The organism is Pseudoalteromonas umbrosa, from assembly GCF_030125375.1.
Lineage (GTDB): Bacteria > Pseudomonadota > Gammaproteobacteria > Enterobacterales > Alteromonadaceae > Pseudoalteromonas > Pseudoalteromonas umbrosa.
In genome coordinates, this window is sequence record NZ_JASJUU010000001.1 from 393,305 (window position 1) to 408,480 (window position 15,176).

Annotated in this window: 11 protein-coding genes; 9 read left to right on the forward strand and 2 right to left on the reverse strand. The window is 40.8% G+C overall.

Annotation, left to right across the window (positions count from 1 at the left end; translation table 11 throughout):
* Nucleotides 1-3: 3 nt before the first annotated feature.
* The 7 genes from bfr (at nt 4) to QNM16_RS01765 (ending at nt 9,389) form a co-directional block, all read left to right on the forward strand.
* The gene (gene bfr, locus QNM16_RS01735) at nt 4-495 is read left to right on the forward strand and encodes a bacterioferritin (RefSeq protein ID WP_063362615.1); all 492 of its coding nucleotides are present in this window, start codon (nt 4-6) and stop codon (nt 493-495) included.
* A gap of 189 nt (nt 496-684) precedes the next feature.
* On the forward strand, nt 685-1,284 hold the full coding sequence (locus QNM16_RS01740) for a TetR/AcrR family transcriptional regulator (RefSeq protein ID WP_284018876.1): 600 nt from the start codon (nt 685-687) through the stop codon (nt 1,282-1,284).
* Nucleotides 1,274-2,116, forward strand: coding sequence for an alpha/beta fold hydrolase (locus tag QNM16_RS01745; protein ID WP_284018877.1), 843 nt, complete (start codon nt 1,274-1,276; stop codon nt 2,114-2,116). The genes QNM16_RS01740 and QNM16_RS01745 overlap by 11 nt, the downstream gene beginning before the upstream one ends.
* A gap of 74 nt (nt 2,117-2,190) precedes the next feature.
* Nucleotides 2,191-3,408 (forward strand): ABC transporter substrate-binding protein, encoded by a 1,218-nt coding sequence (locus QNM16_RS01750; RefSeq protein ID WP_284018878.1) that lies wholly within the window; start codon nt 2,191-2,193, stop codon nt 3,406-3,408.
* Between the two features lie 26 nt (nt 3,409-3,434).
* Nucleotides 3,435-6,725, forward strand: a complete 3,291-nt coding sequence (locus QNM16_RS01755) for a response regulator (RefSeq protein ID WP_284018879.1) — start codon at nt 3,435-3,437, stop codon at nt 6,723-6,725.
* 68 nt (nt 6,726-6,793) lie between these two features.
* Entirely contained in the window at nt 6,794-8,965 is a 2,172-nt protein-coding gene (locus QNM16_RS01760) for an exonuclease domain-containing protein (RefSeq protein WP_284018880.1), read from the forward strand.
* A gap of 91 nt (nt 8,966-9,056) precedes the next feature.
* On the forward strand, nt 9,057-9,389 hold the full coding sequence (locus tag QNM16_RS01765; protein WP_284018881.1) for a DUF1294 domain-containing protein: 333 nt from the start codon (nt 9,057-9,059) through the stop codon (nt 9,387-9,389).
* Between the two features lie 84 nt (nt 9,390-9,473).
* Here the strand turns inward: QNM16_RS01765 and QNM16_RS01770 are convergent, their stop codons facing one another.
* Both QNM16_RS01770 and QNM16_RS01775 read right to left on the reverse strand, forming a co-directional pair.
* Nucleotides 9,474-11,591, reverse strand: a complete 2,118-nt coding sequence (locus QNM16_RS01770) for a cation:dicarboxylate symporter family transporter (RefSeq protein WP_417709484.1) — start codon at nt 11,589-11,591, stop codon at nt 9,474-9,476.
* Between the two features lie 247 nt (nt 11,592-11,838).
* Entirely contained in the window at nt 11,839-12,324 is a 486-nt protein-coding gene (locus tag QNM16_RS01775; protein WP_284018883.1) for an aldolase/citrate lyase/malate synthase family protein, read from the reverse strand.
* 265 nt (nt 12,325-12,589) lie between these two features.
* On the opposite strand from QNM16_RS01775, the gene QNM16_RS01780 reads away from it, so the two are divergent.
* Both QNM16_RS01780 and QNM16_RS01785 read left to right on the forward strand, forming a co-directional pair.
* Nucleotides 12,590-14,092, forward strand: a complete 1,503-nt coding sequence (locus tag QNM16_RS01780; RefSeq protein WP_284018884.1) for a DUF3612 domain-containing protein — start codon at nt 12,590-12,592, stop codon at nt 14,090-14,092.
* 42 nt (nt 14,093-14,134) lie between these two features.
* The gene (locus QNM16_RS01785; protein WP_284018885.1) at nt 14,135-14,959 is read left to right on the forward strand and encodes a substrate-binding periplasmic protein; all 825 of its coding nucleotides are present in this window, start codon (nt 14,135-14,137) and stop codon (nt 14,957-14,959) included.
* Nucleotides 14,960-15,176 lie beyond the last annotated feature (217 nt).

Consider the following 15,176-nt stretch of genomic DNA (forward strand, 5'->3'; position numbering starts at 1 on the left):
ATTATGCAAGGTTCCAAAAAAGTTATCGACTTGCTAAATAAGCAACTCACTCTTGAACTCAGTTCAATGGATCAATATTTAGCACACTCCAAAATGTACGAAGATTGGGGAATGGCGCGTTTGCATGACAAATTGTCTCATGAATATGAAGAAGAGTTGGATCATGCTAAACGTATTACTGAGCGGATTTTATTTTTAGAGGGAACACCTGACACGGCTTCACGTGCGCCTATCAACGTAGGCAGCAATGTAAAAGAAATGCTCGAAAATGATTTAGCCGCCGAAGTGGTGGTGAAAGATCACCTTAAAAAGGTCATTGCGGTGTGTGAAGAAGAGCAAGATTATGTAACAAGAGAAATCTTAGAAGCCTTGCTTGATGACACTGAAATGGATCACATTTACTGGTTAGAGCAGCACCTTGGCCTGATAGATTTAATCGGTATTCAAAACTACATCCAAAGCCAAATGAGTGGGGATGCAGGATCTGGCAGCTAACGTGGGTTAGCATGTTAAGCAAAGTAAAAGAGCGCTATATGCGCTCTTTTTTTATACCGTTAATTTTCTGTTTTTTTAGTGGTTTTAGAATAAACACCCTAAACTGAAAAAGACCACATGAAATAAACCTTGATCTCTCTAGTGTATCTATTAATATAAAAACGAACGTTCGTTCTTTTTTGTGGTGTTATGGGTAAAGGTAAACAAACTAAACAGCAAATATTAGCCAAAGGCTTGGCATTGGCGTCTGAAACTGGCCTAAATGATCTGACAATTGGCATGTTGGCGACTGCATCAGGCATGTCTAAATCTGGGCTGTTTGGTCATTTTAACTCTAAAGAAACTATGCAGTTAAATGTGCTTGAATATGCGTCTGATTTATTTAAAGAGCATGTCATTTTAGCGTGTGATAAAGATACGAGGGGCTTGGCAAAGTTAAACCAGCTGTGTCAAAACTGGCTTAATTGGTATAAGCCAGATGCGGCGACTTGTATTTTTATCAATGCTGCGGCGGAGTTTGATGACCAGCCTGGCGCGCTAAGGGAGCATATCCAAGCCACTTTAAAAAACTGGCTAAGCTACTTACAACATATAGTCTCGCAAGCCATTCAAGATGGAGACTTTTATTCAGACACTTGTCCAAAACAGTTTGTGTTTGAACTGTATTCTTTATATCTCGGAAGTCAAAACTTGCGCTGGTTATCACTTGAAGATGATGAGCGTAGTCGATTTAAAACGGGGTTTAATGCTTTGTTAGACAAATATGGAGCCAAAACGCATGAGCAGTAAAATATACTTTTCTGACAAGAATAAAAAATCAATGAGCTTCCATGTGACTAGAGGGGTGTCGAGTTTCATGGCCAAAGTCGCACCTAAAATGAGCTTAAATGCGACTCGAAAATTACTGTTAACACCTGCTGCTGGGCGCAAAGAGGTCGCAGTACCACAGCAGATGACTCGCCGTAAACTTGAAACCCCCTATGGTGCCCTAAACTTGGTAGAAGGTGGAGAAGGTCCAAAACTTGTTTTCACCCATGGTTGGTCTGGCGGCGTGAGTCAATTTTATCCATTGATGCAAAAAGTCATTGATGAAGGGTTTTCTGTGGTGGGGTTTGACCATTTTGGACATGGTAAAAGTGCTGGCAAGTTTGCAAATTTACCTTTGTTCATTAAGGGGCTTAAACATGTTTTGGCTGAGTATGAAGATGAACAAGTTAGGGGGATAGTGAGTCATTCCATGGGTACAATTGGCGCAGTGAATGCAACTTGTGATGCCAAGCACGTCATGATTGCGCCTACATTTGATTTTTACAATTCATTTCAGGAGCGCATTTACTCGACTGGGATCACCGATAAACTGGTGGATCGACTACTTAATGAAGTAGAGACAGAGCATGATATGGTATTTAAGTCTCTACAAGCAGAAAATCACTTGGCCAAGCAATCTCAGCTTTTAATGGTTCATGACAAAGAAGATAAATATGCGCCATACCAGCATACTTTGGCGCAGGTTGAGAAACACAGTCATGCCAGCTTACATAGTACGCAAGGTCAAGGTCATGGTAGGGTTATAAACAGTCCACAGACTTGGCAAGCGATTAGACAATTAATTGATATTTAATACTTTGATGGAATTGTAATTCATAGGCAAGATAGACTAACTTTATAGTAGCTAAAAATAATTGATTAGTGCTTATGTTCAAATACTGTTGCGCCGTGCTCTTTGTCGTGTTGTCGACTTGCTTATTTGCAAAAGAAAAAAGCTTACCTGAATTACATGTATATCATGATTCTGACTACAGTACCCATCGACAGTCAGCTGTCGCGATAAAAATGGGTTTTTTGACTGCATTAGATGAAGTAGACAGCCAAGCTCAAGGTTTTAAAATTAAACTGTTATCTCGAGACCATCGTGGTAACAGTAATCGCAGCTTTTTGAACTTTAAGCGCTTTTTGAAAGATCCATCTGGGCTGTTTGTGCTGGGTGGTCTACATTCTCCTCCTTACATAAAATACCGAGAGTTTATCAATACCAACCAAATCCCACTTTTGGTGCCTTGGGCAGCAGGTGGCCCTATCACACGTTATGATGAGGGTGAAAATTGGGTATTTCGCCTGTCTGTGGATGACACTAAAGCGGGTATTAAGCTCGTAGAGTTTGCTAATAAACGTGCGTGCAAAAACCCTCACCTTTTCTTAGAAAGAACGCCTTGGGGAAAATCAAATTACAAATCAATTGGTAAAGCTTTGGGTAACCCAGAGGCAACGGTGACTTGGTTTGATTGGGGTATGAAGGAAAGCAGTGCAAAAATTCATATCAGAGAAATGCTCGCAAAAGACAGTGATTGTATTTTGTTTGTTGGTAATGCTATAGAAGGAAAGCAGCTGGTTTCAGCGATGGCTGACTATCCAAAGGAACAACGAATTCCAATTATTAGTCACTGGGGTATCACGGGCGGGGACTTTTTTCAGCAGGCGAAAGTGGACCTTGCATCAGGCATAGATTTGCACTTTATTCAAAGCTGTTTTTCATTTCAGCAGCGGCCGTTATCTGGGCAAGCAAATAAAGTGTGGAACAATGCTAAACGCATGTTTCCTGATGAATTTGCAGAGCGTGACTTTTTATTTGCACCTACCGGGTTCATCCATGGTTATGATTTAGCAAAAGTTGCGTTGGCGGCCATTGAGCAAATAAAGCTAACCGGTGATATGTCCAAAGACAGAGCAGCATTTAGAAATGCCCTTGAGCAACTTGATAAGCCTGTTAAAGGGCTTATCAAAACTTACCAAAACCCTTATTCTAAGTGGAGTAAACAAAATCCAGACGCCCATGAGGCCTTGGGAATAGACGATTTATGTATGGCATACTTTGAGTCTAATGGCAGTACTAAAGTGCTGGTGGGTAATCCATGACCCGCTGGCTGAATAAGGTATTTAGTATGTCCTCAGACAGGGCTTTTTATGCCTTTTTGTTATGTAGCTTAGTCCTATCAATTGTTATTAGTTTGTCTTTGGTTGGTACTCGAGCAGATAGCTCGGTGAAAGAGCTTCAGCTACAAGCAAGACAAACCGAAGCAAAGTTGGCGGTCAGTAACCTTGGTCAGTTTGTGTCAACGCGTCTTATCCTATTAAAGGATTTAGCCAAAATCCCCATGCTTTCAAATGCCGTGATGGGCAGTGATATATCGCGCGCTTCACTGTCTGATTTTTTAAAAGATTATAAGGTGTTGGGCGGGCATGTACCTTTGCACCTTTACAATGTGCTTTCTGAGCCGGTTTTTACAAATTCCCCTCTATACAGTGGAAAATTTAGCCGAGAGCCATGGCTGGATCAGATGTTATTGGGGGAGCTTGGGCAAGCGGTTGTCCTAAAACAAGAAGAACAACAGTTTAAGTTTATCTTGGCCGTGCCCATAGAATACAACGGTTTTACGGAAGGGGTACTGATCTCTGAATTTAAAACCGACCTAGCCTCGCTTTTGGCCATCGACATGAGGCAAAGTGAATTAGTGGTTGAACTTGCTGGTCAATGGGTTGAATACAGCAATGCTGAGGAGGGTCTAGAGTATTTACAGCTGTTCGAAAGCCGCTTACCAGACACAGATATAGAGATAAAATTTTCTATTGACCAACAGAACATTCAAAATAGTGTAAACACCTTTATTTTAGCCATCGCAAAAGCGGTGGTGATTAGTTTGTTGCTGTCTTTCCTTTTACTATTTTTCTTTGGTCGCCAATTGTTGCTAAACCCATTTAAGCAATTACAGCTATCCCAGAAAGAGACACAAAAAAGTGAAGAGCGATTTAAACTAGCAATTAAAGGCAGTAACGACGGGATATGGGATTGGGATATAGAAAAGGGCAGTATGTTCTACTCACCCAGATTTCGAGAGCTGTTGGGCTATGGTGCCAATGATGTTAATGGATTTCCTGATGTGTTTGATAGTTTAGAGCGAGCTATCCACCCAAAAGATAAAACCCATACATTTGGGGCGTTGAATACGCATTTGGAAAGCGGAGATGTGTTTGACGTTGAGTTTAGAATGCGTAACCACAACGGCGACTATAGATTTTATCGCTCAAAAGGTTTGGCACTTCGTAATGAGAAAAATAAAGCAGTGCGTATGTCAGGCTCTCTGACTGACATAACTGATCAAAAAATGTATCAAGAAGCGCTTAAAAAAGCGAAAGAGCATAATGATTTATTGGCTTATGCGATTGAATCATGTGATGTCGGTATTGTGATCACTGATGCTTATAAAAAAGACATGCCTTTGAGCTTTATAAACTCAGCCTTCAAGCGAATTACGGGGTATGATGAATCAGTTATTGGTAAAAACTGCCGTTTCTTACAAGGTGAGCAAACATCAAATTCTGCAGTAGAGGCAATCCGTGAAGCGATAAAACTACAGCAACCGCACAGAGAAAAAATACTGAATTATCGCAAAGACGGTGAGCCATTTTGGAACAATATGCACATCGGTCCTGTGTTGGATGAAAATAAAAAACTGATCGCATATGTAGGCATTTTGCAAGATGTGACCGAGCAAATTCGTCAACAAAAAGCATTGGCGGATGCGAAGGTGCAAGCCGAGCAAGCGAGTGAAGCGAAGAGTGCTTTCTTGGCATCGATGAGTCATGAGATCCGCACCCCGATGAATGGCGTGTTGGGCATGCTTAACTTAATGATGAATAGTCCACTAGATGATGAGCAAAAGCATCGTGCACGGCTTGCGATGAATAGTGCTAATTCGTTACTCAACCTAATCAATGACATATTAGATTTCTCCAAAGTAGATGCTGGGAAGCTAGAACTTGAGTTGCTTGATTTTGATTTACGAGAGCTGTTTGGTGATTTCTCAGAATCCGCTGCATTGCAAGCTCAAAGCAAAGGCATTGAGCTCATTTTAGATATTGTAAAGGTCGACAGCTCAGTAGTGAAAGGCGACCCAAGCCGTTTGCGACAGGTATTATCTAACCTTGTAGGTAATGCGATTAAATTTACTGATGAAGGCGAAATTATTATTCGCGCTGAGCTCAATAAAGTAGACGACAAGCTGCGTTTAGACTGTTCTATTATTGACTCTGGCATAGGCATACCGTTATCAAAGCAACATAAACTATTTGAAACCTTCTCACAAGTAGACTCATCTACTACAAGAAAATATGGCGGGACGGGCTTAGGTTTATCGATTGTTAAAAAGCTCTGTGAATTGATGGGCGGTAGTATTGGCGTTAAAAGTGAAGAGGGTTGTGGTAGCGAGTTTTACTTCTCTATTAGCTTAGGAATAGGTGAGCAAAATAACCGCCCAATGCCAAAATTTGATATCAGCAAATTAGAATTGTTAATCGTCGATGATAATCAAACAAACCGTACTGTACTTCGAGAACAATTGGAAATTTGGGGCGCCTCTGTTACAGAGGCTTCGTCTGCCATAGAGGCGCTTTCTCAATGCGAAACAAGACTAAAAGATCCGAGTAAAACCTTATTTGATATCGCCTTATTAGACATGCAAATGCCTGTGATGGATGGCGCAAAACTTGGCGCTGAGATGCAGGCTGATCCTAGGCTGAGCAGTATTAAGCTGATAATGATGACATCTATGGGGCATCAAGGAGATGCGGCATATTTTGCAAAACGAGGGTTCTCTGGGTATTTCCCTAAACCCGCGACCACAACAGATTTACACAATGCATTATCGGTAGTTGGAGAAGATGGTGAAGCGCTTGCCAATGCAAAGCCAATTGTTACTTCTCACTATTTGAAATCGTTTAAAGATAATGATGCGTCTGAGCCCGTTGTTTGGGATCCAAAACCCCGTTTATTGCTGGCTGAAGATAACCACGTAAATCAAATAGTCACAACAAGCATGCTGAAAAAGCTGGGTATTGAGTTTGTCGACGTTGTGACTAATGGCCAAGAAGCGATTAACACATTGCGTCACTGCCAACATTCAAAACCTTATGACTTGGTGCTTATGGACTGTCAAATGCCCGAAATGGATGGGTATGAAGCAACAGGTTTAATTAGACAAGGCCAAGCTGGGCATAGCAACCAAGAGATCAAAATTATTGCGCTTACTGCGAACGCAATGAGTGGCGATGAGAAAAAGTGCCGAGATGCCGGAATGGATGATTATTTAACGAAGCCAATTCAACCAGGGACCTTGTTACAATGTCTAAAAGCGCATTTAAGTACACAAACTGCGCGCTCTGATGTAACAGAGTAAAAAATGAATGGCTATCTAGCGGGAATTTTGGCATATTTGAGTACTGTTTAAATATACAGGCTCCAATTTTGAAAACACTGCCAGAAAAATATTATCTCACGCACTTTTTTGAGCTGCTTGATTATTTAACGCAAACCAGCTGGGGTTTGTTAAGTGACGAGCAGCGAGAGAAAATTAATGAGTTTAAGCGTCTTTCGCAAGATGCGCAGTGTTTATTAGTTCGGGTGATCAATCGAAAGCGTAATTTTGTGTGCGATACTGATCTCGTTTACGAAGAAATCACAGACTATGTTCAGGCGTATCAAACGCTAAAAATATGTGGCTGGATAAGTCATGCAACATCCAATTCAGAGCTTCAGGGCTTAATTTCAGAACTGAACAAAACGCAGCTCATTGCACTTGTAAAAGACCATACTTTTGATGAGCCACCTGTAAAATCCGCAAAAAAAGCTCAGTGGCTTGACTATACGTTATCTCAGCTGGAAAGTATCAACCCAGCATCAGCTATCCTTCAAGAATACTTTTTCTCATCTTTCAAAGCGGATTTCTCCTATTTTTTGTTTTTATTTTTTGGAAAGTTAGGTGGTGCACTGTCGCAGTTTTCGATGCGAGATTTGGGGGTGATGCAAACGCAAAATCAAAGAGAGCAGGGCAATGCACATTTTGAACACCGAGAAGAGGCACTCAGTGCTTATCAATATTGTAATTTGTACAGCGAGCTAAAATTATTGTCGCATGCTTCATTGGTAGAGAATGCCCGTAAATTAGTGTCAGGGGAATATACTCACCCAGAGGGGCAATTAGCAAAGTTAAAATACGACCATCTCTGCTATAAGTTAGCGAATCTAGTTGCCAGTGAAGATAATGATTTAAGCGACGCTTTACTGACGTTAAGTGCTCACCCTAAGGCGCAAGAAAAATACATTCGCCAACTGTATGCCAAAGGTCAGCATGACAAGTGCAAAGAGTTGATTGAGCAGTTACTTGACTCTCCCGGTGACGAGCAACTGTTGTTTTTTGCTGAGGATTTCTATCGACTTAAATTTACCCAGTCCCGTACTTCATTGCTGACAGATATGCTAAGAGACAGTGGCGCGCCGATCGCACTGGATGAAGCTTATGTTGGGTACGTCGAACAAGGCTTAGTTGAATATTATGGCCGTTTAGAGGTTCAAGCTTATCACTGTGAAAATAGGCTTTGGCGTACCTTATTTTGTTTAAGTTTTTGGCATGAGTTGTTTGAGGACTCTAGAAATGCGTTCTCAAATGAATTTGAACGCACACCCAAGTGCATTAAAGATAACTCGTTTTATCAAGTATTTGAGGTTGAGATAGAGCAACGTTTAAGTACGTTTTCGAGTAGTTCACAGTTATTAAATTGGTTAGTTAAGCAAGCGTCAGAAAAGTTTGGTTCGCACAATCGTTTGATGCATTGGCATCCTGATGGACTTGCTCAGCTTTTTGAGTTTGCAAAACAGGCGCCTATTGATGCTGTATGTAAGCACCTTCGTGCTATGAGTAAAGATTTCAATGGACTCAAAGACGGCTATCCCGACCTGATGCTTTGCCAAAATTCAGTTAAGTTTATTGAAGTGAAAGCACCTGGCGATAGTCTTCGTCGCAACCAATTGATAACGATTAAAAAACTGATTGAATCTGGGTTTGATGTGTCCGTTCAAACTGTTCAGTGGCAAGTTCAGCCGGATCAACCTTATGTCATTGTGGATATTGAGACAACAGGGGGTAAAAAAGAGCATGATAAAATCACCGAAATTGCCATGGTTAAAGTGCTCAATGGTGAAATTGTTGGACAGTGGCATAGCCTGATTAACCCACAGCGGCGAATACCGCGTTACATCACTGAACTTACAGGTATAGACAATGACATGGTGAGTGATGCCCCCATCTTTAGTGAAGTGATTGATGACATTGATGCTTTTAGCCAGCAGGCCATTTTTGTTGCGCACAATGTGAATTTTGATTTTGGCTTTATAAAAGCGGAATTTGCCCGCCAAGAGCGATACTTTAAACGTGCAAAGTTATGCACAGTCCAATTGGGCCGCAAGTGGCTTCCTGGCCATGCCTCTTACTCGTTGGGTAAAATCTGTCAGGATTTAGGGATTGCATTAAACGGTCATCACCGAGCCTTAAACGACGCAATGGCAACCGTTGAGTTGTTTAACTTAATTAATCAAAAACGACTCAGTGATAATCCACAAGAGGCAAAAAGTGATCAATAAATGTCGGTAGTTGACTTTAGTTTGTGTAAGCAAAGAGAGGGATGCATTGTTTAATACTTTGGTGATGTTTATCAGCAAGTGTGGGGTTGCAGTGTCTTTAATTGCCCTTGTTATGCTATTTATGCCAATACTGGGCAATAACATGACCTTGTTATTGATTGTGATTGGCGTGCTTATATTGTTAAACATACTAATGTGTGCGGTTTTTTATAAAGATAAATCAAATGCTAAGAAAGAAGCGCAAAGAGTACCAGAAAAGGTACTCATTTTTTTGTCTGCTTTAGCGCTGCATAGTACAACGCATTTAGTGATGCATTTTACCCGACATAAAACCAATAAAGTGTCGTTTCAAGTTAAACTGCTCATGGCGATTGCTATTCAATTTACGCTGAGTGTAATTGGTTTTGTGCACATGTATGTATGAAGCTAAGTGACCTGTTTAACTTGTATTCAATCATGCAATAAAACGCCAGTAAGGTACTTACTGGCGTTGTTTATTATGGGGACTTTACTGTTCGGTCAGCTCGTCAAGCAATGACCAACGGTGCTCTTTAACTTGTGTGCCTTTACCTAAGATCCAGTAATCATAATTGCTTTTTATGGTGCCTTTGCTTTGTTGAATAGACAGCCAGGTATTGACGTAATTAAGAATATCTACATTGCGTTTCGCTACCGCAAAGCCAACAGGATATTTTAGCTCCGCACCATTTGGCACAACCACACCGTATTCAGGATAGAACATGCTCCATGCGAAGCCGGCTTCAGCACTAATCACTAAGGCATCAAAGTCACTACTTTGTTCAAAAAAGGACTGGTGATTACCAAGTTGCTTGACCTTAATATGCTGATATTGTCTTGCCACATCGCGCATCAGTGGCTGATACTCGACATGAGCAAGGCTAAGACCGTCTTTATTCAGTAGCTGGTCTTTTGATGCAAATTCTTTGAGCCTGTGATCTTTGGCAACCAAGGCCAATTGCAGCTCCATAACCGGATTTGTAAAGCGAACACGGCTTAAGTCCAAAACGCTCATTTCAAGGCCTGACATAGCGATGTCAAAGTAGCCTTTGTTGAGATACTCAGCCAGTTGATGCTTTTTAAAAGGGATAAACTCAACCTTAACTTGTAAGTCAGATGCTAACTTATGTGCTAATCCAATATCGAAACCAACTAGCTCACCTTTTTGATTGAAATAACTAAACGGCACATTGTCGACTAGGTAGCCAACCCGCAATAAATTACGTTTTTGGATAATATCAATATTGGTGAGTGAGAGTTCACCGCTCTGATATGCCTTTGGCACATGATTTAATACATCGCTTGGCACTTGATCTGACACTACCATGTTTGCAATCACATCGTCTGCGCCTTTGGTGCTTTTTGCTAAATAGTTATTGGCGGTAAAACTCAACACCATAAATGCAGGCAGGAACACTGAAAGAAGCGCTAGATAGTATAAAGAGCGGATGCGTTTGAGGTGCAACTGTTTTTTGTTGTAAAAAATACACAGCAAGGTAACCGCGAAAATATACACAACAGTAGTTGGAGAGACCACTTTAGCCGTTAAAACGGACATAGATAAATACAATTGATAGCTGTCCGCTGGGATTTTTAAACTATCAAGCATATAAGGAATCGCAATGTGGACGTTTGCAAAGTAGCTCAGCATCGCTGAGAGTGTGACATTTGGAATTTGCTCTAACGAAATAGGGTTCCCGGTCAACCATGCTGCAAAGGTTACAAACATTAAGGTTGTGAGCTTACCTAAACTTGGGAAGGTGTACGCAATAGGCACTAAGACCTCGGCAATATGATCAGACTCTTCATCGCTGCGTTTTATTTTTTGCAAATGTGCTTTGATACCTTCGGTGATCACTGGCAGTACAATAAACACGTTACCTGTACTAAATGCTGTTATCCACGCATTACGCATGACTTTTATCAGATCTCGATACTTTACTGGTGTGAGTGCTGCGACCAGCATAGGAAGCAGAGCAAACATGAGATAAAAGCCCAAGCAAATGACCAATACTAAGTATATTTGCAAGTTGCTAAGCTCTTCTTGACCGATAGTACCCGCAGTGCTGGCAGTCATAGAGAAGATCCCAATTGGAAAAAATTTGATGACCTTTTTCGATATCACAGTCAAGCCTTGGCCGACCACCTCAAGTACATCTAATAATTGATTTTTTCTGCCATTAGGTATGAGCGCTAATCCTAATGCGATGCAAAATATGACCAATGCAGGCACGTTGCCATCTGCCATTGAAGCAAAGGGGTTTGATGGAATATATTGTTGTACAAAGTTTACTTCTGGCGCTTGTGCGACGAGAGCGGGGGAGAAGAAAGTACCCGCGTCATGGCTAGGTAAAGTCAAAGTAAAGCACCAAATAACGGCAAGGCCAATAACCCAAAGTGCAACCATAGTTATAGCGGCTTTGGCTAAGACCGTTTTGACCTGATCAGAGCTGAATTTACCGAGTCCGACAACAAGACTGACTACGATATAAGGAAATATGGTGATTTGCATTAGGCTAACAAAGCCTTCGCCAATGGGTTTTAAAAATGCTACACGTTCACCAAAAATGAGCCCAGTGGCAATACCGAGGATCAATGCCCACAGCATCCAGTTCATGCTTTTAATCCAATCGAATACTCTATTCATTGTTACCCGCCGCAGTTAAATAGGTGCGCGATTATATTGAGGTTAGCTGAAATTAATCTGAATGCATGAAATGAAATAAAACAAATGCTTTGTAAGCTATGAAAAAATATAGATTTGATGTGAGTAAGTATTCACAAAAGGCCGCTAATTTTCGCCGCGGCCAGGGTAAAAATGCATGAAGAATAAATTGCGAAATTTACGGGAAATTTTAGATTTCGTAATCTTCACCATTTTTGCTGCGATAGCACTTGCAACGAGATTCATCGAGTAAAGTGTGCTGAACGCCATCGATAAAGCTCATCCATAACTTGGTGTGCTGACGATTTTGCGTATCAATGAAGCTGAACGGTGTTTCGTACTGTACATCGTTAATATGGGCTTTATCGTACTTGCCATTTTCTCCCGCGATGTTAAAGCTGAGCTCGATGTGCAGGCCATCGTCTTTTTGCAGCAAAATAGTCGTGGGCTCTTCTTTATGACCACAAAGCGCTACAAATTGCTTGGTATTTTTCAATCCACAGTGTTGCCCATCTTCAAAAAAGACCATTAGGTGATTGTAATAAACAACGTACGCACTAACTTGTGTATGTGAACCAAATTCGAGTGGGCAGTGTTGATCTAAAAATTGCTTCGCAATTACGAGCTTTTGACATTCTTCACTTAGCGGTGGTGTTGTTTGAAGTTGTGCTTTCATTGATGTATCCCCAGTTACCGAAATTAAATTGTTGTGAACGTTATGGTTGTCTCATAACGTGCGCCGATTAATTGACTACAATTTCAGTGTATAAAAAATTATCAATAAATTTCACAAAAAGAATTTTACAGTGTAAATTTTACAAAATCTGGTCTGACCTCTTGTTGTAAAAAAGTCGAGTTTATGCTCTTTTATATCATGCACATGTTTAAAAACAGTCGTAAATATTGATGTAAGTCGCTTAAATTAGAAGGGTTGGTATTAAATGAAAAAAACATCAGAACTGATGCGTAAGTCTCACTTTCTTGGTACCAAGATCCGCAACTTACGAAAGCGTAATCATTTGACGCTTGAGGACCTCTCTGCACGTTGTATTCGTGTAGACCCTCAGACAGCACCTTCAGTTTCATACTTATCTATGATTGAGAGAGGGAAACGCACACCAAGTGGTGAGATGTTAGAGAATTTTGCTGAAGTTTTTCAAAAGCCGGTAGCTTGGTTTTTAGATACGGACCCTGAGCCTGACGCAATTACCCCACAAAAAGGGCGTTCTGGTGGAATTGAGGGCATGGCACTAGAGCCTAATTTTCTATTTTCTAATGATATTTTACAAATAGCGATACCAGAGATGCTATCTCAGACGGGAATAAGCGGCAGACAGTTTGCGCATTTATTGATCCGAGCTCACCAAGAACATCATCAAAATCACTTTCCTGACCTTGAGCGTGCAGCAGATGAAGTTGGTGGTAAGAATCTATATCTAACTGTTGATGCTCTCTTGCAATTGGTAAAAAAACACGGTCTAGAGATTAAATGGTTTGATAAAGTACCTAATGAAGTGATGGATGACAGCGGTCATGTATTCAATCACCTTATTACATCTTATTTTAGTGAACCGAATGTGGTTCATCTGAATAGGGCTTTAGAGAAAAACCCGGCTCGACTTAAATACGATTTAGCCGTGCATATAGGGCATAGTGTATTGCACGAACTGGAAGGTTTGCGCTGCGTTTTACGTACAGGTGGGTTTAATACGGCAGTATTGCCTGCTTCTGACACCACGCCAAATGCACAAGATATTCTGACAGCTTGGCATGATTTTGAATCTAGTTTCTTTGCAGGGGCATTGCTTTGCCCTAAAGTTGCTTATCGCCAGTTATTAGACTCTTATGGCTATGAAATTGATATTCACCAGCAACTGAATATCTCGCCATCAGTCGCCATGCGTCGTATGACGGTTGTATCGCCTTATCCACACTGGCATTATTTTGATGCGTATTTACCTGGTAAATTAAAGGCTGTGTATCGAGGAAACGGTATTCCATTGCCTTGGGGTAATATGCGCAGTGTAGAAGACCCTTGTCAGCACTGGGCTGTGTTTAGAAAGTTTGTAGCGCAATCTCAGCACTCAAGTGCACAATTATCAATTCTAAACGTCAATGGTAAGCCTCATTTATACTGCTGCGAGTCTCTTAAGGTAAATGATTTGGTTGAAAATGCACATGTCTTGTGTGCTGGTATAGATTTGAACCCTGCGATTGACGCACAAGGAATAAATGCTGACGAGGTTGTTCAAGAACTCCAGGCGTTGTGTATCAAGCAAGGAGGGGCGAGTGTGGTGCCCTGGCATTTGAAAAAACAACTTATGAGTGTGGCAAAAATCCTAAATATTAATTGGATAGAGCGTGGTATTAACAACGATGTAAGAGTCATTTGTACACGAGGGACTGCGTGCCCGAGGCAACCCAGCTGTTATGAAACTAATTAATGTATATACTGTTATTGAGCGCAATAATAGAGTAATAAAAGATTGAACAGAACATCACTGGATAAACGCGGTATTAGGTTTTATACCGCATGTATGTATTTATATATTTTAATGATGAGCAGTATAAGCTATGCGCAATCAGAATGTGAAAAGACGCTACGAGTTAGCACCAGTGGTAATTGGCCACCATACTCCCAAAGAATTGATGGACAGTATGTTGGCCTTGAAATTGAGATTGTTGAGCTGATATTGCATGAGGCTGGTTTTTGCTGGCAGTACGTTGAATTACCATCTTCAAGCCGCGCATTTAAACAGTTTCAAGAAAGTCAAGTAGACCTTATTCCTGCGGCGAGTTTTACTCAATCTAGACGAAAATATGCTGAGTTCAGCCTGCCTTACCGGCAGGAAGTGATGCTGTTATTTGCGCATACCCAAAATATGCGTGAGTTTAATACTTTAAAAAATGTAAGTGCATCCGCTTTGCTTTCGAACTTTGGTGATAACCTTTTTGCCGTGAGTCGCGGTAGTGTCTATGGACAACATTTTGCTAATTTTCGTCACTCATGTGAAGATTGTGTAGTTGAAACAAACTTTGCAGATGAACGCTTTAATTTAGTCAAAAAGAAGCGGGTTGAATATGCAGTAGAAGATTATTTAACAGGCGCTTATTTACTACAAAAAGCTGAGTACTCCGAAGTGGTTAAGCCTACGTCCGTGCGAGTATACGAAAACCCCATCCATTATATGTTGCGCCCAGGTATGTTGACTGAAATGCAGCTTCAACGCCTCAATTTAGCAATTATAAAAAGCATCGAACAAATTGAGCACCTCATTGACGAGTATCAGAAGCAATATGGTTTAAAGTAATCATACACAAACAAAGTATTGTTCTAAGAGAAATTGGCCAATTTTACAACATCGGGCATCATTTCACCGACTCCTAATACCGTGTAAGCCGTTTAAATCGTAAGAATATAAAGTGAAAGCTATTTATTATTTGAAGAGTCTCGTTTCTTTCTCTCGAAAAGTTTTTTTCTCTGTCTTTTTATTTCCAAAACATGTTCATCAACCGGCGTCATTCGTG